Origin of the sequence: Burkholderia latens (assembly GCF_001718795.1) — a bacterium.
Taxonomy (GTDB): Bacteria; Pseudomonadota; Gammaproteobacteria; order Burkholderiales; family Burkholderiaceae; genus Burkholderia; species Burkholderia latens_A.
Map to the genome: position 1 here is coordinate 1,543,318 of NZ_CP013438.1, position 21,264 is coordinate 1,564,581.

Below are 21,264 nucleotides of genomic sequence, written 5' to 3' on the forward strand. Positions count from 1 at the left end.
GTTTTTTGCGGCGCCTGGATCGGCCCGCGCGTCAGTGCGCGATGCAGACGGATTTGGTTTCGGTGAAGCCTTCGATCGCGTATTGGCCGAACTCCCGACCGATGCCCGATTGCTTGTAGCCGCCGAACGGCATCGACGGGTCGAGCGGAACGTGGCAGTTCACCCATACGGTGCCGGCCTCGATCTGCGGAACGAGGTTCATCACGCGCTTCAGGTCGTTGCTCCAGATGCTCGCGGCGAGCCCGTACGGCGACGCGTTCGCGAGACGCACCGCGTCGGCTGCATCGTCGAACGGCACGACGACGATCACGGGGCCGAACACTTCGTCGCGCACGATCGCGCTGTCCGGCGGCGGATCGGCGATCACGGTCGGCCGCACGTAGTAGCCGGGCAGATCGTCGACGGGCGTGCCGCCCGCCAGGAACGTGAGACCCGCGCGGCGCGCGCCTTCGATGTGCTGGCGCACCTTGTCACGATGGTGCGCGGAGACGAGCGGGTTGATCTGCGCGGTCGTGTCGAGGCCCGCGCCGAGCTTCATCGACCGCGCGACGCCTGCGAGGCCGTCCGCGAGTTGCGCGAACCGGCTGCGGTGCACGTAGATGCGCGACGCGGCCGCGCACACCTGGCCCTGGTTGAAGAACGCACCGGCGGCGACGCCGTCGAGCGCCTGTGCGACGTCGACGTCGTCGAGCATCACGATCGGGTTCTTGCCGCCGAGTTCGAGCGAGAAGCGCGTCATGTTCTGCACGGCCGCCGCGCCGACCAGCTTGCCGGTCGCGGTCGAGCCGGTGAATGAGATCTTCGCGACCGCCGGGTGACTCGACAATGCGGCGCCACAGACGCGGCCGCCGGTGACGACGTTGAACACGCCGGGCGGCACGCCGGCTTCGCGTGCGAGTTCGGCGACGCGCAGCGCGGTCAGCGGCGTTTCCGGCGACGGCTTCAGCACGATCGTGCAGCCGGCCGCGAGCGCCGGAATCAGTTTCCACACGGCGATCATCAGCGGGAAATTCCACGGCACGATCGCCGCGACCACGCCGACGGGTTCCTTGCGCGTATAGGCCGTGTAGCGCGTGCCGGGCGGGAACGGGATCGACACGTCGAGCGTCTGGCCGGTGATCTTCGTGGCCCAGCCGGCCATGTAACGCACGTATTCGACGGTCGCGCCGACTTCGATCGCGCGCGACACGTGGATCGACTTGCCCTGATTCAGCGTTTCGAGTTGCGCGAGCGTTTCGGCGTCGGCTTCGATCAGGTCGGCGAGCTTCAGCAGGATGCGCTCGCGGTCCGCAGGGCGCAGCCCGCTCCACACGCGCGTGTCGAATGCGTGCTTCGCACTCGCGACCGCGCGGCCGACGTCTTCCGCGTCGGCATCCGGAACCGTCGCGAGACGCTCGGCCGTCGCCGGGTCGTACACGTCAACGCGCGCGGCCGCATGCGCGGGCTGCATTCGACCGTCGATGAAAAGGCCGAAGTCACGTGCGAGGAAGGTGCGCACGGTGTCGCTCACGGCGACGTGGTTCGTGGTGGTCATGGGCGTCCCGATAGTTGTCGTGGCGGGCCGCATGCGCTTCGGCACGCGGTTTTCGGACCACTGTATCGACGCGGTCACGCGCCCGGTGAGCGCAAATTGGCAGCGCATCGGCAACCGACACGCACTCGACATGTGGATGACACTGACGCAGGCACGGCGGCGCATGGGCTCCGAGTCATCGTCGGACTAACAATGCGGCACGAGGTGGACGTGAGCGTGCGGGGTGCGGGGTGCGGGGTGCGGGGTGCGGGGTGCGGGGTGCGGGGTGCGGGGTGCGGGGTGCGGGGTGCGCGGTGCGCGGTGCGCGGTGCGCGGGAAATTACAGGAACAATGCGCCGACCAGTTCGGTGCGGTTCGACACACCGAGCTTGCGGTACATGCGCATCAGGTGCGTCTTGATCGTCGTCTGGCCGAGCGCGAGATCTCGTGCGATCGCCTTGTTCGAGCGGCCGTCGCGCACCAGGCGTGCGATCTGTTCCTCGCGATACGTCAGCCGCTCCTCGCAGCCGATCCGGTGAATGCCGCGCCGCGCGCGCAGCAGCGGCGCCAGCGCGGCTTCGGCGACCGGCTGCAGCCGCGCGAGCGCATCGATCTCGGCCGGCGCGAAACGGCCAGCCGGGCTGTTGCCGTCTGCGTCGCCGGTGCCGAAGCGCAATAGCGAAAACGCGCCGACCGTGCGGCACGCGTCGTCGCGCAGCCAGACTTCGACGACGTCGGCCACGTCGTGTCGCCGCAGGAAACGGGTCCAGTACGCGGACGCGTCGCGTCTTTCGTCAGGCAATTGGGACGCGAGCGTCACGACCGCGGGCTCGGCCGCCGCGCAACGCGACGGATGCAGCGGATCGAGCATCCGGTAACGCGCGAGGTAAGTGCGATGCATTGACTCCGGCATTCCGAACAGCTCGAAATCGGCGGGCTCGCCGCTCAGGTCGAGCCGGTAGAACACGATCGCGGACGGGCTCGCGAACGCGTCGAACGCAGCGACGCATGCACGCAGCGCGCGCGGCCAGTCGGCGCAGTCGCCGGCGGCAGTAACGGGTGGGATCGGGAGCGGAATCTGCATGGCTGGAGCGGCCGGCGGCCGGACGCGTCTGAGTTCGCGCCAGCCTACCGGCGCCGCAATTGACCGGTGAGCACGAATCGGCAATTCGTCTCGGGATGGCAGGGCGCGGGGCGCGGCCGGCCCGCGCTATCGCGCTGACGGCGCAGCAGCGTGCGCGCACGGCGCGGCCGGTCTGAATCCAGATTCGCGCTCGTATCAGTGCGCGTTCGCGGCGAACGTGTCGCACGCGCTGACCTCACCCGACTCCATCCCGCGCCGCAGCCAGTACACGCGCTGCTCACTCGAGCCGTGCGTGAAACTCTCCGGCACGACATAGCCCTGACCTTGCTGCTGCAGCCGGTCGTCGCCGATCGCGGCGGCCGCCCTTAGCCCCTCCTCGAAATCGCCGGGCTCCATCAGATGCTGGTTTGCACGTTGCGCGTTGTTCGCCCATACGCCGGCCAGGCAGTCGGCCTGCAGCTCCATCCGCACCGACAGCGCGTTCGAGCGCGCTTCGCTCGAACGCCGGCGCGCGGCGTCGACCTTGTCGGAAATGCCGAGCAGGTTCTGCACGTGATGGCCGACTTCATGCGCGATCACATACGCCTGCGCGAAATCGCCACCCGCGCCGAATCGCTTGCGCAGCTCGTCGTAGAAGCCGAGATCGATATACACCTTGCGGTCGGCCGGACAGTAAAACGGCCCCATTGCGGTCTGGCCGGTGCCGCACGCGGTCGGCGTCGAGTTCGTGAACATCACGAGCTTCGGCGGCTCGTACTGCGCGTGCAGCTGCGTGTTGAACACGCCCGACCACGTCCGCTCGATGTTGCCGAGCACCTTGCGCGTGAACACCGCGCCGGGATCGTTCGCCTGCGCGCCCTGGCGTTGCGTCGGCGCGGTTTGCGCCTGCTGCTGCCGCCCTTGCAGCGCCGATGCGCCTTCGAGCACGACGCGCGGGTCGATCCCGAAGAAATACGATGCAGCGAGCGCGACCACGATCGTGCCGATGCCGATGGTCGCGCGCCCGCCGCCGAAGCCGCCGCCGCCGCGGCGATCCTCGACGTTCATGCTTTCTCTCTCGTCGTCCAGCCTCATTGCCGGCCCCTCCCTGTTCTCGTCGATGGTCCGGCCGCGCGATGCGCAGCCGGGCGACCCGTCGCCGCGACGTTCATCATCGGCCAATGCGATCGATCCGCACCGCGCACGCTCGCGCGGCATGCGCCGATCGCAGCGCCGGCCGCTCCGCTTGCACGACGGAATTGGCCGGGGCCGGCGCGCCGTACGTCGATGCGCGGGCTCGCCCGCGCCTATTTTGCCGGGCTTTTGCGACTTGTCGCAAAAATACGGAGGATAGAGCGATTCGGCGCAGAACATCGTCAGCCTTTGCAAAATGCCGCATCGCATTCATCCGTTCGGCGGATACCGGCGTGCGCGGGCACCGCCTAGAGTGACCGGAAACGTCCCTTCCGGAGAACGACATGACGCACCCTCGCCCTCGTACGATCGCGATCACCGGCGCAGGCACCGGTATCGGCGCCGCGTGCGCACGCCGCTTCGCGGCCCGCGGCGACCGCGTCGTGCTGCTCGGCCGGCGCCGGGCGCCGCTGGACGCGCTCGCCGCCGAACTCGGCGGGCTGGCGCTCGCCGGCGACGCCGCGAACGCGGCCGACTGGGCGCGTTTCCTGCCGGAGATCGCCGCGCGATTCGGCCCCATCGATTCGCTGATCGCCTGCGCGGGCGGCCACGGTCTCGGCCGCGCCGGCGAAACCGGGGACGCGCAATGGCGCGATGCGATCCATGCGAATCTCGACACCGCATTCGCCAGTGCACGCGCGTGCTTGCCTGACCTGATCGCGCAGCGCGGCAGCATCGTGCTGGTCGCGTCGATCGCCGCGCTCGCGGCCGGTCCCGGCGTGTGCGCCTATACGGTCGGCAAGCACGCGTTGCTCGGCCTCGCACGTTCGCTCGCCCGCGACTACGGACCGCACGGCGTGCGCGCGAACGCGGTGTGCCCCGGGTGGGTCCGCACGCCGATGGCCGATGCGGAAATGGCGCCGCTGATGTCCGCATACGGCGATACGCTCGATGCGGCCTATGCACGCGTCAGTGCCGACGTGCCGCTGCGGCGCGCGGCCGATCCGGACGAGATCGCGGCCGTGTGCGCGTTCCTCGCGTCGCCCGACGCGTCGTTCGTCAGCGGCGCGACGCTCGTCGCCGACGGCGGCGCGACGGTCGTCGACGTGCCGACGCTCGCGTTCGACAAGCTGTGACGCCGGCAACCGCACCTATCCGCACGCTGCGTCATGGCGCATGAACGCGCGACGTTCGGCGCGCGGCATCCTGCCCGTCGGCGGTTCGCCCGCGCGTGAGCGGGTGCGCGCTTCGCTACTGTCCCGCGCCCGAAATCCGCTAACATCGACCGATCCCGCCGCAGCGCGGCACGGCCTCACCGTTCGGACTTCGATGAACATCCGGTTCCTGGAAACCTTCGTCTGGCTCGCGAAGCTGGAAAACTTCCGTCTCACCGCCGAGAAACTGCACACGACGCAGGCGGCCGTGTCGAGCCGCATCGCGTCGCTGGAAGAGGCGTTCGACGTGCGGCTGTTCGACCGCAACACGCGCTCGGCCACGCTCACGCCCGCGGGGCGGCGCATGCTCGCGTACGCGGAACGGATCGTGCGGCTCGACAGCGAGATGCGGCGCGATATCGACGCGGCAAGCGACGCGGGCCTGATCCGGATCGGCGTGATCGAATCGATCGTGCACAGCTGGTTTCCGGCGCTGATGGCGCAACTGCGCGAGCGCTATCCGCGCCTCGACGTCGAGATCACGAGCGACACCACGCTGCACCTGATCCGCCTGATGAGTACCGACGGCGTCGACCTGATCCTGCAGACCGATCCTGTGCCGGGCCCCGACTTCACCAATCTGCCGCTGTGCGAATTCCCGGTGCGCTGGGTCGCGAGCCCGCGCGTCGGGCTCGGCGGCAAACGGCTCGGCGTCGCGCAGCTCGCCGCATATCCGATCATCAGCTTCTCGCGCCATTCGGGGCCGCATGCGACGATCGAGCGGCTGTTCGCGGCCGTCGAGCGGCCGGCCAGCATCAACTGCATCACGTCGGTCGCCGCGATGATCCGGCTCGTCGCCGACGGCTTCGGCGTGGCCGCACTGCCGCCCGCGATCATCGGCCGCGAGTTGCACGAAGGCACGCTCGAACTGCTCGACGTCGAACCGGAATTCCCTGCGCTGCCACTCGTCGCGTCGTATCGCACGCAAGGGCTGCCGGTCGCCGCGCGCATCGCGGAGCTGGCGAGCGAAGTGGCGCGCGCAATGCCGGCCGCGGCGGGACAAGTGAAACCGTCGGCGGTGGTAACGGCCGATGCCGGCGTCATCAGCGACACGCGTGCCCGCACGGCGGCCAACACCAACGCAACGGCCGGCACCGTGGCCGCGGCGGCAAAGCGCGCGCCCGCATCCGCACCGCCCGCCGCCGCTGCGAAACGCCGTCCGCGCCGCTCATAAGAAAACCTGTTCACCGCGAATTTGTTTTCTTGTTGGACGGGCGCGCCCCGTCTTCGGGACACTGCAGTTCCTGACACACCGCGTCGCAAGGAACCCGCAATGACCCGCCCTTCCCTTCCGCACGGCCAGCTCTGCGTCTGGACGGACATCGATCCCGCGCACGAAGCCGATTTCAATGCTTGGTACGACCGCGAGCATATGCAGGAGCGTGTCGCGATTCCCGGCTTCACGCATGCGCGGCGGTTTCGCGCAACCGACGGCGGCCCGCGCAAATATCTCGCGCTGTACGTGACGGAGACGCTCGACGTGTTCCGCAGCGACGCGTACCGGCGCGCGTTCACGCAGCAGACCGCGTGGTCGCTCGCGAACTTCGAACGGATGACGGGCACGCAGCGGCGCGTCGGCGACCTGACGCTCGAGGCCGGCGACGGCGAAGGCATCCATCTCGCGCTGTTCGTGGTGCCGCCGGAGCGCATCGACGTGCCGCACCTGCGTGAACGCTTCGACGTGGCGCTGCGCGAACCCGGCATCCATGCGACGCGATTGTTCCGTACCGTGCCGGAACTGTCCGCGCCGATCGGCGCCGATGCGGCCACGCGTCCGGACGCCGATGCGCTCGTGCTGATCGAAGGCAGCGACGCCGCGGCCACGCGCCGCGTCGCCGCAGCAATCGCCGGCCACGGCGACGTGCGCACGTTCGATCTGCTGTGGCGCGCCGCCGCGCCGCTGCCGGCTGCACGTCGCGACGCCGAAGCGGAAGCCGCGGCCGCGGCAGACCTCCCCGGCTGAACCGGAACCCGACGCTGCCGCGCGGCCACATCGGCAACGCTGCGCCCGGCGCATGGCGCCGGGCACCCAGCCGCTCAGGCGCCGTCCGTCATCCCGTCATCCCTTCACGACATGCCCGATACCATGAGCACTCTCGCCCAGCCCGCCGCCCACGCGCCCCGCCGCGTCCGCAACAGCCGACTCGCGACCGCGAGCATGATCGGCACGTCGCTCGAGTGGTACGACTTCACGATCTACAACACGCTCGCGGCACTCGTCTTCAACCATCTGTTCTTTCCGTCGGTCGATCCGCTGGCGGGCACGATTCTCGCGTTTTCGACGTATGCGGTCGGCTACGTGTCGCGTCCGCTCGGCGGTTTCGTGTTCGGCAACCTCGGCGATCGCATCGGCCGGCGCGCGGTGCTGATGCTCACGCTCGTGCTGATGGGCGTGACGACCGCGCTGATGGGCGTGTTGCCAACCTATGCGCAGGCCGGCATCCTGAGCCCGATCCTGCTCGTCGCGCTGCGCTTCGTGCAGGGTGTCGCGCTCGGCGGCGAATGGGCCGGCGCGGTCCTGCTGTCGGTCGAGCACGGCGACCAGAAGCGGCGCGGCTTGTCCGCATCATGGACGCAGATCGGCCCGTCGTTCGGCACGCTGCTCGGCACCGGCTGCATCGCGCTCGTGACGCTGTCCACCACGCCCGGCGACTTCCTGTCGTGGGGCTGGCGCGTGCCGTTCGCGGCGAGCGCGCTGCTCGTCGCGTTCGGCTTCTGGGTGCGGCGCGGCGTCGATGAAACGCCGCAGTTCGAGCAGCTCGCCGAATCGCATGCGACCGCCGACGTGCCCGTCGCCGAAGTGCTGAAGTCCCACTGGCGGCGCCTGCTGATCGCCGGCGGCTCGCGAATCGGCTCCGACGTGCTGTACGCGCTGATCGTCGTGTTTACGCTGACCTACGTGACGACCGTGTTGCACCTGTCGCGCCCCGTCGCGCTGACCGCCGTGATGATCGGCACCGCATGCAACGCGCTCGCCGTGCCGTTCTTCGGCGCGCTGTCGGACCGCCTGGGGCGCCGCCCCGTCTACCTCGGCGGCGCGATCGCGGGAATCGTATGGGCGTTCGTGTTCTTCGTGCTGCTCGATTCCGCGCGGCCGGCGGCGATCGTCGCAGCGGTTGCGATCGGCCTGGTGATCCATGCGGTAATGTACGGCCCGCAAGGCGCGTTCGTCACTGAACAGTTTCCGACGCGTGTGCGTTACGCAGGTTCGTCGCTGGCGTACACGCTCGCCGGCATCGTTGGCGGCGGGTTCGCGCCGCTCGTGATCGCGGCGCTGTTCCGCCAGACCGGAACGACGACGGCCGTGTCGCTGTACGTGACCGCCGCACTCGTCGTGACGTCGATCGCACTGCTCGCAGCGCGCGAGACCGCGCATCGGCCGCTCGCCGATTGAGCGTTGCGGCAGCCGCTCCTCATTCATTCGCACTTCAAACGGATACCTGCATGCAAACCCTGTCGTTCAACGTGATGCTCGTGCACGACGCGCCGGCCGCCGTCGACGTCGACATCGAACGCGTCGTGATCGCCGGCTGGGCCGGTCGCGACCCGGCGGCGATCCGCGCACACATCGACGAACTCGCGGCGCTCGGTGTCGCGCCGCCATCGACCACACCGTGCTTTTATCGCGTGTCGTCCGCGCTGCTCAGTCAGGCGGCGTCGATCGGCGTGCTCGGCGCGCGCTCGGGCGGCGAGATCGAATGCGTGTCGATCGACAGCTCGATCGGCACGCTGGTCACGGTCGGCTCCGATCATACGGATCGGGAAGTCGAGGCCTACGGCGTCGCTGTATCGAAACAGGTATGCGCGAAGCCGCTCGGCCGCGACGCGTGGCGCCATGCGGATGTCGCCGATCACTGGGACGCGCTGGAAATGCGTTCGTGGCTCGTCAAACGCGACGGCGAGCGCATCGCTTACCAGCACGGCGCAGTCAGCGCATTGCTGGCTCCCGAAGCGCTGTGGCAGCGCTTCGACGACCGGCGCACGATGCCCGCACGCTGCGCGATGTTCGGCGGCACCGTTGCCGTGCACGGCGCGATCGCGACGATGGACGACGGTGATGCGTTCGAGATGGAATTGCACGATCCGGTGCTCGGCCGCAGCCTGCGGCACCGGTATGCAGTCGACGTGCTGCCCGTCGTGGCATGACGCACGCTGGCGCGCGTCCGGCGATCGGCGGAATGTGGCGCGCCCGCGCCTGCGGCGCATCTCCGCCGTCCGACGCGACGGCCGCCGTCACGGCAAGCAGCCGAGCCCGGCCAGCGTCGTCTCGACCGCCGCGTCGAGCGGCGTCAGCGGCTCGCGCCCCAGCTCCGCCGTCAAGCGCGCGTTGTCCATGCGCTGCGGCTCACGCCACAGATAGCGCATTTCGAGCATCTCGCGCATCGTCGTGACGAACGGCGCGGCCGCCCACACGAGCCACCACGGAAACCGCCGCACCGCCGGCTGCATCCCGTGCCGCTGCGCGACGCGGCGCACGGCTTGTGCCATCTGCGTGCCGTCCGCGTCCCAGTGGCCGCCGAAATGGAAACGCGCGAACGGTTCCAGCGTCGCGCGCCGCTCGACCAGCGCGACCATCGTACGCGCGACGTCCGGCAGGTACGCCCATTGGTGGCCGATGCCCGGCCGCCCCGGCACGCTGATGGCCGCGACGGGCCGCCCCGCCTTGACCAGCCCCTGCCCGAACCAGTTGTTGCCCGCGTGCGCACCGAAGAAGTCACCGGCCCGCACGATGATCGTCCGCACGCCGAGCGCGGTCGCCGCCTGCAACCGCCGTTCCATCTCGACACGGATCGCGCCCTTGCGCGTCACCGGATGCTGCGGCGCATCTTCGTGCAGCACCGGAAACGCGTCGGGCCCGAAGTTGTAGATCGTCCCGGGCAGCACGACAGTCGCCTGTGCGTGCGTCGCCGCCGCGATCGTGTTGTCGAGCATCGGCAGCACCTGCGTCGACCAGTTCCGGTAGCCGGGCGGGTTCACCGCATGCACGATCACGCTGCAGCCGCGCGCCGCGCGGACCACCGCTTCGCGGTCCAGCGCATCGCCGCGCATCCAGGCGATGCCGTCGCGCTCGACCGCGTCGGCGTCGAGCCCGCGTTTGAGTGCGCGAACCTGCCAACCGGCGTCGCGCAATTGACGCGCGACCTCGCCGCCAATGCCTCCGCTCGCGCCAAGCACGAGTGCCTGTCGTTGCGTCCCGTCTGCGTTCGCCGTCATTGCAATCCTCCGTGAATGGACCGTTGTCAGCACGCATTCTGGCAGTTTGCGCCCTACTCATAAATTGCCGAACATAGTCGATCTGCTATACATTTATGTATGACCATCGATCTGAGCTGGGAACGCTACCGCACCTTTCTGGCCGTACTCACAGAAGGCTCGCTGTCGGGCGCCGCGCGCGCGCTCGGCATTACGCAGCCGACCGCCGGGCGCCACGTCGCGGCGCTCGAAGCCGCGTTCGGGCAGACACTGTTCACCCGGTCGCCGTCGGGACTGCTGCCGACCGAGGCGGCGCTTGCGCTGCGCGGCCATGCGGAGGCGCTGCGCAGCGCGGCCGCCGCGTTCGAGCGCGCGGCCGCGAGCCATGGCGCAGGCGTGCGCGGCACGGTGCGGATTTCGGCGAGCGACGTGATCGCAGTCGAGGTGCTGCCGCCGATACTCGCGCAGCTGCGGCGCGACCATCCCGGGGTCGTAATCGAGCTGGTCGCGACCGACCGCGTTCAGGACGTGCTCAATCGCGAAGCCGACATCGCGGTGCGGATGGCGTCGCCGGCGCAGGAAGCGCTCATCGCGCGACGCGTCGGCGCAATCGACGTCGGGCTGCATGCGCGCGACGACTATCTCGCGCGCACCGGCACGCCTGCAACGCTCGACGAACTCGCGCATCACGCGCTAATCGGTTTCGATACGGTGACGCCGTTCATCCGTTCAGCCGCGCGCGGGATGCCGTTCTGGAAGCGCGATGCGTTCGCGTTGCGCACCGACAGCAATCTCGCGCATCTCGCGATGATTCGCGCGGGCTACGGAATCGGCTTCTGCCAGAACCGGCTCGCGCAACGCGATGCGCGGCTCGTGCGCGTGCTGCCGGACGAACTGGCGATGGCACTGGAAACCTGGATCGTCATGCACGAGGATTTGCGCACGAGCCCGCGTTGCCGGGCCGTGTTCGATGCGCTGGCGAACGGGCTGCGCGCGTATGCAGAAGGGACCGCCGAGTAGGCCGCTCGCTACACCGCTTGCGTCGATTGCCGCGGCGCGCTGTTCGCAGCGCTTGCCGGCGAACGGGATGTCGGCGATGCGGCGCCACGGATTGTCGGGCTGATCGTGGCAATGCAGGGCGTCTTCCGGCGCGTCGGCCCAGTCGACCATCGCCTCCTCATACTCGCCGATCGCGCGATTTTCCTGGCCGAGCGCGGAACTCGCATGCGGCGACTGCGGCGCGTCGGCCAGCGAGCTGGCCCGCGTTGTGCCGGTCATGGGCGAGCACGCGCGGGAAGTGGATCAGCGAGCGCGCGTCGGCCACCGGTCGAGCGCGTATTGCAGCCGCTCGGCCATCCGGCGCTTCCGTTCGTCGTTCATGCGCATCGTCCCCCGCCGGTTCCCCGGCAACGTGCCGAGCGCTCGGTACGATTTCACATCAGCAGCTGCCGCGACAACACCTCGCGCGCCTGCGTGACCGTATCGCGCTCGCCCGGCATCGGCGGTGTCAGCGAAAACACCGCGTCGGGCAGCGCCGGCAACCGGTACTTCGCGCCGAGCCGCACGAGACCGTCGCCGATCGCCGACGCGCACAAACACCCGACGCCGAGCCCCGCCGCCAGCATCGACTGGAGCCCCGCGACACCCGACGCGCTGTGCACCAGCACGTACGGCGCATGCTGTTCGTCGAGCGAGCGCACCGCGATCTGATGCATCATGCAGTCGTCCGGCAACAGCACGAGCGGCAACGGCTCGGGCAACTGCTCGGCGATCGCCGGCGACGCGACCCACGACAGCGGCTCGCGCCGCAGCACCCAGCGCGTATCGGCCGACGCAGGCCGGAACGGGCCGCTCGACAGATTCATCACGACGCCGAGATCGATCTGCCCGCGCGCATGCGCAATCTCGATGTCCGCGCTCTTCATCGCGCTCACGTGCAGGCTCAGTTGCGGGTAGCACTCGCGCAGCCGCGCAAGGAGGCCCGCGACCTCGTGCGTGCGGTAGTAGTCGGTGATCGCGACGCGCAACTCGCCCTTGATCGCCTGGCCGCGCAATTCGTCGAACGCGGCCTCGTTCAGGGCCACGATGCGCCGTGCATGTTGCAACAGCCGCGCGCCGGCCGGCGTCGGTTCCACGCCGCGCTTGCTGCGCACGAACAGCGGCACGCCGGCCCGCGACTCGAGCTTGCGCACCTGCTCGCTGACGGTCGACTGTGACAAATGCAGCCGCGGCGCGGCTGCCGTCAGGCTGCCGGCATCCGCCACTGCCGCGAATGTGCGTAATTGATCCAGGTCGAAACCGCGCACAGCGCCCTCCATCCATCGAATAACCCGATGGATGCTACCACCAATTCCCGCTTTTCCGAATCATCGGCAATTCGCACAATATCGGTTCAACCGTCGCCCGGACGCGGTCACGGCCTGATCCGGGAAGCGTCTCGTACATTGCGGCCCTCAATTTTTCGGATCTTCGCTCATGACCGACAACACTCTCGCCCATTGCGCGGCATCCGGCGCGGCTGCCGCGGCGCCGCCGCGCAGCCATCACGGCTGGGCGCTCGTGGTCCTGCTGGTCGGCGCCATTCTGCCGCCGCTCGACTACTTCATCGTGAATCTCGCGCTGCCGGCCATTCGCGACGGCATCGGCGCGCGGCCGGCCGAGCTGCAGCTCGTCGTGTCGGCCTATGCATGCGCGAACGCGGTCGTGCAGATAACCGGCGGGCGCCTCGGCGATCTGTACGGCCGCAAGCGGATGTTCATGGTCGGGATGGCCGGCTTCGTCGTCGCGTCCGCGCTGTGCGGGCTCGCCGGCAGCGGCGCGGTGCTGGTCCGCGGTCGCGTACTGCAAGGCGTGTTTGCGGCGATCCTCGCACCGCAGGTGCTGGCGACGATCCGCAGCGTATTCAGCCCGCACGAGCAGGTGCGCGTGATGGGCTTCTACGGCTTCGTGTTCGGGCTCGCGGCCGTGATCGGTCAGCTCGGCGGGGGCGCGCTGATCAGCCTCCATCCGTTCGGGCTGGGGTGGCGTGCGATTTTCCTGGTCAACGTGCCGATCGGCATTCTTGCGCTGCTCGGCAGCTGGCGCTTCATCCCGGAGAGCAGGCCACCGCGCGGCCAGCGCATCGACGTGCCGGGCACCGTGCTGTTGTCGCTGTTCCTGCTGATGCTCGTCTACCCGCTCACGCACGGACGCGAGGCCGGCTGGCCGCTATGGATGGTCGCGTGTCTCGTCGGCGCGTTGCCGGTGCTCGGCGCGCTGCTGGCAGTCGAAGCGCGCAGGCTCGCAGGCGGCCGCGATCCGCTGCTCGACGTGCGGCTGCTGCGCAACCCGGTCGTCGCGCTCGGGCTCGCGCTCGCGTTCCTGTTCTACATGCTGAGTGCGTTCTTCCTGAGCTACGGGATCTACCTGCAGGGCTGCCTGCACTGGTCGCCGCTTGCGTCAGGGCTCGCGATTCTGCCGCTCGGCGTCGGCTTCCTCGCGAGCCCGCTGCTGATGCCGCGCCTCGTCGGCCGCTTCGGCGGCCATCGCGTGCTCACGCTCGGCTTCGCGCTGCTCGCGGCCGGCGTCGCGACCGCCGCCGCGCTCGCAGGCGCACACGCGCCCGGCGTGGGCTTTTATGCGGGCATCGCGGCGATCGGCGTCGGACAGGGTCTCGTGCTGCCGTCGGTCGTACGGATCGTGCTCGCCGAAGTCGATGCGGCGCGCGCCGGCGTCGCGTCCGGCATGGTTACCGCGATGCTGCAGATCGGCGCGGCAGTCGGCGCGGCGACGCTCGGTGGATTGTTTTTTGCGCGGCTCGGCGCGCAGCCCGGTGCGCTGGATTACGTGCACGGGTTCAGGACGACGATGGGCGCGCTGACGGTGGTGTTGCTCGCATGCGTCGCGTTGTCGGCCGCGTTAGGGCCGTTGCACGGGCGGATGCGGGCCGGCGCGTGACGCCGCACGGCCGGGCGCGCACGCACGGCCGCCAAACCGAAGCGGCACATGCGAGCCGCTCGCCGGAATCCGGTTCATTTCAACGGTGATCCTTGCGCTGCGCGTGCCGCGCTTCCCACTCGGCCAGCTCGACGCGATAGCGCGCCAGCGCTTCATCGTACAAGTCGAACACGCAAGGCGAGCAGCCGCTGTTGCAGCAGTCTTCCAGTTCGGGTTGTACGGGCGGGGTCGGACGCGGATCGTCGGCGAGCGGAGGAGCGTCCGCGGGGGCAGGCTTGGTCACGGCTTCGGTCACAGAATGTCGAATGCCAAGTATACGGTGGCTCGAGCGCGACCGACACGTCGTCGGTCACGGCGACATCCAGGCGCAGGCGCGGCAGACGCTAGCCGACATTCAGAACGTACGCGCTGCGCTCGGCGCACACGTGCAGGACGTGAGGTCGCTCTTTCAATATCGGACCGACATCGACACGTTCATGCAGCCGGCGACATTCGCACCGCGTTCTTCGCCGAGTCGTGTCCCGTGACGACGGAGGTGCACATCGAACAGCCGTACCGTCCCGATCTGCCGAACGACTTCGCGGCGATCGTGGAAATTCCATCGGCGCGGTTGCGGAAGGCTGCGCGACGAACATGGCCGGACAGCAAGCCCTTCGTTACCCGACGCGCCCGCTCACCGGAATCGACGCACCGGTGATCGCCTGTGCGTCGGCCGACAGCAGGAAGCCGATCGTCGCCGCGAGCTGTTCGGGCCGCACCCAGCGCGAGAAGTCCGCATCGGGCATGTCCTTGCGGTTGGGCGGTGTGTCGATGATGCTCGGCAGCAGCGCGTTCACGGTCACGCCCCGGTCGAGCAATTCCGCCGCAAGCGACTCGGTGAGCCGCGCGACACCGGCCTTCGCGGCCGCATACGCGCCCATCCCCGCCCCGGCCTTGAATGCCGCGCCCGCGCCGATGTTGACGATCCGGCCGGCCGGGCTCGCGACCAGATACGGCAGCGCGGCCTTCGACGCGTTCAGTGCCGTCTTCACGTTCAGCTCGTACATGCGGTCCCACGTCGCCGCGTCGCCGTCGGCAACCGTCTGCCACACGAAAGCGCCGGCGATGTTCAGCAGCGCATCGACCCCGCCGAATTCGCGATTCACCGCGTCGAGCGCGCGCACGGCCGCCTGCGGATCGACCAGATCGATGCCGCCGATGCGCAGCGCATCGGCCGGCACGCCGGGTAGTGCGTGCGCGTCCGGTGCCGCGCCGCGGCCGATCAGCGCGACGCGGGCGCCGCGCGCGCCGAGCCACGCGGCCGTCGCGATGCCGAGATGGCCGAATCCGCCGGTGATCGCAACGGTCTTGCCTTTCAGGTCATGTTCCATCGATATGCTCTCCTGGGTCGAGTGGGCACCGGATGATACTGGGTTCGGACGCGGTGCGGCCGCGACACGGGCAGACCCGGCGGGCATGTCGACATGCGTAGCGCCGTTCATGCATCCGTGCGAACCGCGGCGCCCGAGCGGGCAACGACGAATCCGCACAGCCGATGCGCCGATACCGCCGGCGAACCCGTGCCCGCCCGCACGCGGGCGGCCGCGCGGGCATAATGCACGAGCCCGCTCCGCTGCGCGGCGCAATGGCCACCGCGATGTCGACGGTCTGTCGCACGCGCTGCGCACGCGGCACATCGGACCACGAACCTCAACCCGTCCATTCCATGCAAGTATTCATCGTAGGCACCGGCAAGCTCGCAACCGAACTGCTCGGCTCCCACCGGCTCGACCCGGCAACCTTTCGCGTGACACGCTGGCCCGGCACCGTGACCGAAGAGGCCGCACATCGCGGCGCCGATTCCGGCGATGCGCGAGCGATCGTCGTGCACGCCGGCTCGGGCCGCGAGCTGCCTGCCGCGATCGAATTCTGCCGCGCGACGGGTTCGCCGCTCGTCGAGCTGTCCACCGGCTCGGCGCTCGAAGCCGGACCACACGGCTTCCCCGTCGTGCTGTGTCCGAACACGAACATCCTGATGCTCAAGTTCATGACCATGCTGGAAACCAGCGGTCATCTGTTTCGCGATTGCCGCATCAGCGTGACGGAGTCGCACCAGGCGAGCAAGACGTCCGTGCCCGGCACCGCGGTCGGCATCGGCCATTCGCTTGGCGTACCGGCGCACGACATTCGCTCGGTACGCGACCCGGCGGAGCAACGGGACACACTACAGATTCCCGACGATCAGCTCGGCCGCCATGCATTCCATCGCATCCGCATCGAGGATGGCGCATGCAGCCTGCAGTTCGAGTCGCGCGTGTACGGCGCGGCGCCTTACGCGGACGGCGTGTCGCGCATCGTCGACGCCGTGCGGCAGCACGAACTCGAGCCGCGCCTTTACTCGATCGTGGAGTTCATTCACAACGGCTGGCTGTAGACGCGGCGCTGGGCCGACAGCCCTGCCGCACTCGCGCGCACGCCGGCCTGCCCGCGGCCTGCGTTGATGCCAACGCCCGCGTCCCGTCACGCGCCGCCCAGCAGCGCTCCGCTCTCCGGCAGTGTCGCTCCGCCGTCGACGACGATCGTCTGCCCGGTAATGTAAGCGGCATCGGCCGATGCGAGAAACAGCATCGCGTTCGCAATGTCGTCGGGCTCGCCGAGCCGCGCGAGCGGAATATCGCGCGCGATCCGCTCCGCCACGGACGGATCGCCGAGATTGCCGGCTGCCGGCGTGCGGATCATTCCAGGCTCGACACCGTTTACCGTCACATTGCGGCGCGCGAGTTCGAGCGCCGCCGCGCGGATGAAGCCGTTCACGCCGGCCTTCGACGCCGCGTAGTGCGCAAGCCCCGGATACGCGACGCGCGGCCCCGTCACCGACGACGTGACGAGCAACCGCCCCGCCCCCGCGCGCTCGAAAGCCGGCAGCGCCGCCTGCGCGAGCCAGAACAGCGCGGACAGGTTCACGGACAACGTGCGTCCGAGCGTCGGCTCGTCGATCCGCGCAAACGGGGTAAGCGGGAAATAGGCTGCGTTGTGGACGACGATGTCGAGGCGGCCGCCATCGCGCTCGACGGCCGCGACGAGCGCGACAAGCTCGTCGCGGCTGCCGGCATCCACGCGATAGGCGCGCGTTTCGGCACCCGTGCGCGCAAGCGCATCCGCTTGCGCGGCGGCGGCATCGCCGTTCAGGTCGGCGATCGCGACGAACGCATCGGATTGCGCGAAACGGCGCGCGATTGCCGCGCCGATTCCCTGCGCGGCACCGGTGACCAGCACCACACGTCCGCTGAAATCAGCGCGCAGCCGGCCGCTGCCCAGCGCGGCGCTCACCGGTGCACCTCGGCGCCAAGCGGATGCACGGTTTCGTTCAGCACCTGCGCGTGCGCGCCAATCGGGAAGTTGGACAGCGTGCCGAAATCGCGGCCGTGATAGCCGAAAATCTTGCCGTCGGTCTTGCGCTGCGCGAGATCGATCAGCACGACCCCGAGCGTCGGCACCACCTTCTCGCGCCACACGAACAGATACAGTTGCTCGGCGATCCGGAAGTAATGGCAGCGATCCACGTCGGCCAGCCCGCGTTCGACGCCCTGCAAGCACTGCCACGCGTAGAAGTTCTCGTTCAGGTAGATGTGCTCGTAGCATTCGGTCGGGCTGTAGCGGTACATCGTGCGCTTGCCGATCAGCTCGCGCGTGAGCCCGTGCGGTGCGCCGGGCTGCGCATGGCCGCCGAGCGTGCCGTGCCGGAACGCCGCGTCGACGCCCGTGAGCGGCAACCCTTGTGCGACGCGCGTGAACGCGTCGATATGCGTGCCGGCTTCGGTCGGCAACGTGCCCGTCACCGACGTCCACACGCCGTTGCCGATGTCGATCACGAGGCTGACCGACGTCGCACGAGCGCCCGGATCGATGTAGTCGACGAAATACAGCTCGTCGCGCAGCCGCGTCACGCGGCACGGCGCATGGCCGTTCGTGCCGGTCGCCGCGTCGCGCCATTGCAGCGCGCCCGTGTCGAACGTGTACACACGCCACGCGCCCGATGCATCGTCGAGGGCGAGCGAGCGCCCTGCGAGCGCGTTCACCGGCGCGAGGGTGTGGGCCTCCGGCGCGAAGCCGTCCGCGAGCGCGCCCACCTGAATGAATACCGGATCCTGTCGTTCCACCTGCCGTCTCCCGCGCAGCTTCAGGCCCGGCGGGCCGTATACGCTGCTCATGTGCACATGGTGCGGGCTGCGCACGCGGCGCGGTATCCGCCAAACGGATGAAGGGCGCGCCGCGCCGGAACGCGCTAAAGTGCACGTGATCCGCGCCGCTGCCGGCGCGAGGAGCGCCCATGCATCGTGTCACCCATTACCAACGCACCGGCGAAGGAATCGAGGCGATCAGCCTCGAGTCCGATCGCACGTTTCCGCGGCACGCGCACGATGAATTCGGGATCGGCGTGATCGTCAGCGGCGCGCAACGGTCCTGGAGCGGCCGCGGGCAAGTCGACGCGCAAGCCGGCGACGCAATCATGGTCAATCCCGGCGAAATGCACGACGGCATGCCGATCGACGGGGACACGGGGCGGCGCTGGCGGATGCTTTATCTCGCCCCCGCGCTGGTCGCGGGCGTGGCTGCGGAAGAAGGTCTCGGCGATATCGAGCTCGCGCACCCGGCCGTGCGCGACGCCCGGCTTGCCGCCGCTTTCGACCGGCTGCATGCGCGGATCGTCGCGGGGTACACGCCGCCGCTCGCATGCGACGAGGCGCTCGTGATGCTGGTTGCCGGGCTGCTCGCGCGGCATGCGAACCGTACGCTGCCGGCCGCGCGTGGTGCACCGGCCATCCGCGTGGCCCGCGAGCGGCTCGATGCGGCGCCTGCCGCGCCCGTTTCGCTGGCCGAACTCGCGAGCCTGGGCGGCGTGAGCCGGTTCCAGCTGCTGCGCGGGTTCGCGCGCGAGTTGGGCATCACGCCGCATGCGTATCTGGTGCAGTCGCGCACGCGGCTGGCTCGCGCACTGCTTGCGAGCGGCCTGACGATCGCGGATGCCGCGGCCGAGGCGGGCTTTGCCGACCAGAGCCACCTGACGCGTGCGTTCGCACGCCAGTTCGGAATCACGCCGGGCCAATTCACGCGGGCCGGCTGACGGGCTTCTTCATCGCGGTACGGCGGCGGTCCGCGCGACCGTAACGAACATTCCGGACCGGTCGCAATGAACACTGCGGCCGACGCGCCGGACGGACGACGGACGCCGGACGCCGCAACCGCGTGACCGACCACGCCGCTGCAATTTCGTTCAAGACGCCCAACAGCGCCGCACGTGATGATGCGGCGCATGAAGACACGACTGATCGGCTATCTCTATCTCGCCGCCGCGATGGCGGGCGTCGGCAGCACCGTCATCGCAAGCCGCGTCGCGGCCGGCGGCCTGCCGCCGTTCGCGGCCACGGCGCTGCGCTTCCTGATCGCGACGCCATTGCTGCTTGCGCTGATGCGCGCGCAGCGCATGCGATGGCCGCGCATCTCCGCGCGCGATGCAGTGCTGCTGATCGTCCAGGCCACGGCCGGCGGCGTCGGCTATACGGTGCTGCTGATCAGCGGCACGAAGCTGTCGTCGCCAGTCGAGGCGGGCGTGATGCTCGGCACGTTGCCCGCGATGTCGACGCTGATCGCGGCGGTCGTGCTGCGGGAGCGCCAGACGGCGCGCGACTGGAGCGCGGCCGCGCTCGCAACCGCCGGCGTGCTGTTCGTCACCTTCGCGCCCGGCCACGCGACGCCGTCGCTCCGCACGCTCGCCGGCGACGCGCTCGTACTGGGCGCCGTCGCATGCGAAGCCGTGTTCATCCTGCTGAACCGGCGGCTGTCGGCGCCGTTGCCGCCGCTCGCGCTGTCGACCGCAATGTCGGGCCTCGGCTTCGTGCTCGCGCTGGTGCCCGCCGTATTCGAATGGCGCGCGGTGGCAAATGGCTGGACGATCGGAGCCGTATCCGCGATCGCGTACTACGCGCTGGTCCCCACCGTGCTCGGCTATGTGTGCTGGTATGCGGGATCGGCTCGTACGAGCGGCACGGAAGCCGCACTGTTCACGGCGGTTGCGCCGGTTTCGGCCGTGCTGTTCGCGGTTGCACTGTTCGGCGAGACGCTGGGCGGCGCGCGGCTGCTCGGCATCGCGCTCGTCGTCGCGGGCATGTTGCTGGGCGCGGCGCAACGGCGGGTGCCACCGGCGCGCGGGACGAACGCACGATCGATCGCCCAGACCCGCTCAGCGATAACGCCGGCCGCTACCGACTGATGTGGACGAGCGACTGTAGGAATGTGTCCGCGCGCGCCAAAACCGTTGCGCACCGTCGTGCAAGATGCAATATTCGCGTGGCCGGGCCATTTGACCACCACCGAACAATAATTCGCATCGCCATGAACAAGAAGGAAGCCAAAACAAAAATTGCGGCGCTGCTGTCCGCGGGCGCGAGGAAAGCCGACGTGCTGGCCGAGCTGGGCGGACAGGGCCTCAAGGATCGCGTGCTCGCACACCTGATCGCCTCTCATGCGGACCCGGAGTTGTGCAGGAAAAACCAGCTGCACACCCGCATCCTCGTGGGCCTCGGCATCGCGCAACTGCTGATCAGCGTCGGACTGGCGTACCTGCTGTGGGCCGACACCCGCAGCAATGGCGCGGCGCTGCTGTTCGTCGCCGTCACGGTGCCGCTGTCGCTGCTGTTCATCTGGGGCTTCTCGACCCATCGCGTCGGCGCGTATCACGCGTTCATCATCCTGTCGCTGCTGCAATTGCCGAAGACGATTGCCGCGCTCGCGCACGAGCCCTCTTCCGCGGTGCCGAGCCTCGCGGTGACCGTCGTCCTCGTCGGCTACGTCTGGTTCGTGCGCAACCGGATGTTTCCGGATTTCGGCTGGTTCACGCCGCGCAAGGTCGCCGGCCGTTACGCATTCGTCGAAACCGCCTGACGGCGTCAGCGCTCGCGGCGCCAGCGACAAAAAAAGGCGCCTGCCCGCCCCGCAATCGCGGAACGGGCCGGCGCCTTCTGCATGTTGGAACCCCGGCGGCTTACTTGGCCTTTTCAGCCGTGTCGCTGATCGCCTGGCCGCCCTTCGAAATGTCCTGCCCCACGCCGGCAACGGTATTGCAACCGGCGAGCGCAGCGGTCACCACCAGCAGCACTGCAGCAATCGTACGCGTCATTCTCATTCTCCTTTCGAATCAACCAGCCCGACCGGGCGAATCGTGTGCGGCGTGG

21 protein-coding genes are annotated in these 21,264 nt (G+C 69.3%); 11 read left to right on the forward strand and 10 right to left on the reverse strand.

Going from position 1 to position 21,264, the window contains the following annotated elements:
• Positions 1–31: 31 nt before the first annotated feature.
• The 3 genes from WK25_RS26180 to WK25_RS26190 form a co-directional block, all read right to left on the reverse strand.
• Positions 32–1,534 carry an aldehyde dehydrogenase family protein gene (locus tag WK25_RS26180; protein WP_069243155.1) on the reverse strand — a complete coding sequence of 501 codons (1,503 nt, stop codon included), beginning with the start codon at positions 1,532–1,534 and terminating at the stop codon, positions 32–34.
• A 319-nt stretch (positions 1,535–1,853) separates the two neighbouring features.
• The gene (locus WK25_RS26185; RefSeq protein WP_069243156.1) at positions 1,854–2,597 is read right to left on the reverse strand and encodes a helix-turn-helix transcriptional regulator; all 744 of its coding nucleotides are present in this window, start codon (positions 2,595–2,597) and stop codon (positions 1,854–1,856) included.
• Between the two features lie 195 nt (positions 2,598–2,792).
• Positions 2,793–3,671 carry a neutral zinc metallopeptidase gene (locus tag WK25_RS26190; RefSeq protein ID WP_069243549.1) on the reverse strand — a complete coding sequence of 293 codons (879 nt, stop codon included), beginning with the start codon at positions 3,669–3,671 and terminating at the stop codon, positions 2,793–2,795.
• Positions 3,672–4,054: 383 nt separating this feature from the next.
• Between WK25_RS26190 and WK25_RS26195 the strand changes: the two genes are divergently transcribed.
• The 5 genes from WK25_RS26195 to WK25_RS26215 all read left to right on the forward strand — a co-directional run bounded on the left by WK25_RS26195 (position 4,055) and on the right by WK25_RS26215 (position 9,070).
• A complete protein-coding gene (locus WK25_RS26195) occupies positions 4,055–4,846 on the forward strand; it encodes an SDR family NAD(P)-dependent oxidoreductase (RefSeq protein ID WP_069243157.1) in 792 nt (263 codons plus the stop codon).
• 193 nt (positions 4,847–5,039) lie between these two features.
• Complete coding sequence (locus WK25_RS26200) at positions 5,040–6,098, forward strand: LysR family transcriptional regulator (protein ID WP_069243158.1); 1,059 nt, start codon at positions 5,040–5,042, stop codon at positions 6,096–6,098.
• Positions 6,099–6,197: 99 nt separating this feature from the next.
• Positions 6,198–6,887 (forward strand): DUF4286 family protein, encoded by a 690-nt coding sequence (locus WK25_RS26205; RefSeq protein ID WP_059548733.1) that lies wholly within the window; start codon positions 6,198–6,200, stop codon positions 6,885–6,887.
• 111 nt (positions 6,888–6,998) lie between these two features.
• Positions 6,999–8,318: an MFS transporter gene (locus tag WK25_RS26210; protein WP_069243159.1), complete on the forward strand. Its 1,320-nt coding sequence runs from the start codon at positions 6,999–7,001 to the stop codon at positions 8,316–8,318.
• A gap of 50 nt (positions 8,319–8,368) precedes the next feature.
• Positions 8,369–9,070, forward strand: a complete 702-nt coding sequence (locus WK25_RS26215; RefSeq protein ID WP_040140340.1) for a DUF2848 domain-containing protein — start codon at positions 8,369–8,371, stop codon at positions 9,068–9,070.
• A gap of 87 nt (positions 9,071–9,157) precedes the next feature.
• Here WK25_RS26215 and WK25_RS26220 read toward each other — a convergent pair whose 3' ends face one another.
• Positions 9,158–10,138, reverse strand: coding sequence for an NAD-dependent epimerase/dehydratase family protein (locus WK25_RS26220; protein ID WP_069243160.1), 981 nt, complete (start codon positions 10,136–10,138; stop codon positions 9,158–9,160).
• Positions 10,139–10,237: 99 nt separating this feature from the next.
• Between WK25_RS26220 and WK25_RS26225 the strand changes: the two genes are divergently transcribed.
• Entirely contained in the window at positions 10,238–11,137 is a 900-nt protein-coding gene (locus tag WK25_RS26225) for a LysR family transcriptional regulator (RefSeq protein WP_059548737.1), read from the forward strand.
• A 413-nt stretch (positions 11,138–11,550) separates the two neighbouring features.
• On the opposite strand, the gene WK25_RS26230 is transcribed toward WK25_RS26225, so the two are convergent.
• On the reverse strand, positions 11,551–12,423 hold the full coding sequence (locus WK25_RS26230; RefSeq protein ID WP_040141212.1) for a LysR family transcriptional regulator: 873 nt from the start codon (positions 12,421–12,423) through the stop codon (positions 11,551–11,553).
• A 169-nt stretch (positions 12,424–12,592) separates the two neighbouring features.
• Between WK25_RS26230 and WK25_RS26235 the strand changes: the two genes are divergently transcribed.
• Entirely contained in the window at positions 12,593–14,053 is a 1,461-nt protein-coding gene (locus WK25_RS26235) for an MFS transporter (RefSeq protein WP_069243161.1), read from the forward strand.
• A gap of 79 nt (positions 14,054–14,132) precedes the next feature.
• On the opposite strand, the gene WK25_RS26240 is transcribed toward WK25_RS26235, so the two are convergent.
• Positions 14,133–14,348, reverse strand: a complete 216-nt coding sequence (locus WK25_RS26240; protein WP_226209414.1) for an oxidoreductase-like domain-containing protein — start codon at positions 14,346–14,348, stop codon at positions 14,133–14,135.
• 361 nt (positions 14,349–14,709) lie between these two features.
• Entirely contained in the window at positions 14,710–15,423 is a 714-nt protein-coding gene (locus WK25_RS26250; RefSeq protein ID WP_059548740.1) for an SDR family NAD(P)-dependent oxidoreductase, read from the reverse strand.
• Positions 15,424–15,758: 335 nt separating this feature from the next.
• Between WK25_RS26250 and WK25_RS26255 the strand changes: the two genes are divergently transcribed.
• Positions 15,759–16,466 carry a dihydrodipicolinate reductase C-terminal domain-containing protein gene (locus tag WK25_RS26255; protein ID WP_040140349.1) on the forward strand — a complete coding sequence of 236 codons (708 nt, stop codon included), beginning with the start codon at positions 15,759–15,761 and terminating at the stop codon, positions 16,464–16,466.
• Between the two features lie 86 nt (positions 16,467–16,552).
• On the opposite strand, the gene WK25_RS26260 is transcribed toward WK25_RS26255, so the two are convergent.
• Both WK25_RS26260 and WK25_RS26265 read right to left on the reverse strand, forming a co-directional pair.
• Positions 16,553–17,362 (reverse strand): SDR family oxidoreductase, encoded by an 810-nt coding sequence (locus WK25_RS26260; RefSeq protein ID WP_040140351.1) that lies wholly within the window; start codon positions 17,360–17,362, stop codon positions 16,553–16,555.
• Positions 17,359–18,192, reverse strand: coding sequence for a molybdenum cofactor biosynthesis F family protein (locus tag WK25_RS26265; RefSeq protein ID WP_069243550.1), 834 nt, complete (start codon positions 18,190–18,192; stop codon positions 17,359–17,361). The genes WK25_RS26260 and WK25_RS26265 overlap by 4 nt, the downstream gene beginning before the upstream one ends.
• A 170-nt stretch (positions 18,193–18,362) precedes the next feature.
• On the opposite strand from WK25_RS26265, the gene WK25_RS26270 reads away from it, so the two are divergent.
• The 3 genes from WK25_RS26270 (at position 18,363) to WK25_RS26280 (ending at position 20,974) form a co-directional block, all read left to right on the forward strand.
• Positions 18,363–19,157: an AraC family transcriptional regulator gene (locus tag WK25_RS26270; RefSeq protein ID WP_069243163.1), complete on the forward strand. Its 795-nt coding sequence runs from the start codon at positions 18,363–18,365 to the stop codon at positions 19,155–19,157.
• Positions 19,158–19,346: 189 nt separating this feature from the next.
• Positions 19,347–20,303, forward strand: a complete 957-nt coding sequence (locus WK25_RS26275; RefSeq protein ID WP_069243551.1) for a DMT family transporter — start codon at positions 19,347–19,349, stop codon at positions 20,301–20,303.
• 122 nt (positions 20,304–20,425) lie between these two features.
• The gene (locus WK25_RS26280; RefSeq protein ID WP_069243164.1) at positions 20,426–20,974 is read left to right on the forward strand and encodes a permease; all 549 of its coding nucleotides are present in this window, start codon (positions 20,426–20,428) and stop codon (positions 20,972–20,974) included.
• 100 nt (positions 20,975–21,074) lie between these two features.
• Here the strand turns inward: WK25_RS26280 and WK25_RS26285 are convergent, their stop codons facing one another.
• Positions 21,075–21,209 carry an entericidin A/B family lipoprotein gene (locus tag WK25_RS26285; protein ID WP_006752948.1) on the reverse strand — a complete coding sequence of 45 codons (135 nt, stop codon included), beginning with the start codon at positions 21,207–21,209 and terminating at the stop codon, positions 21,075–21,077.
• Between the last annotated feature and the right edge of the window lie 55 nt (positions 21,210–21,264).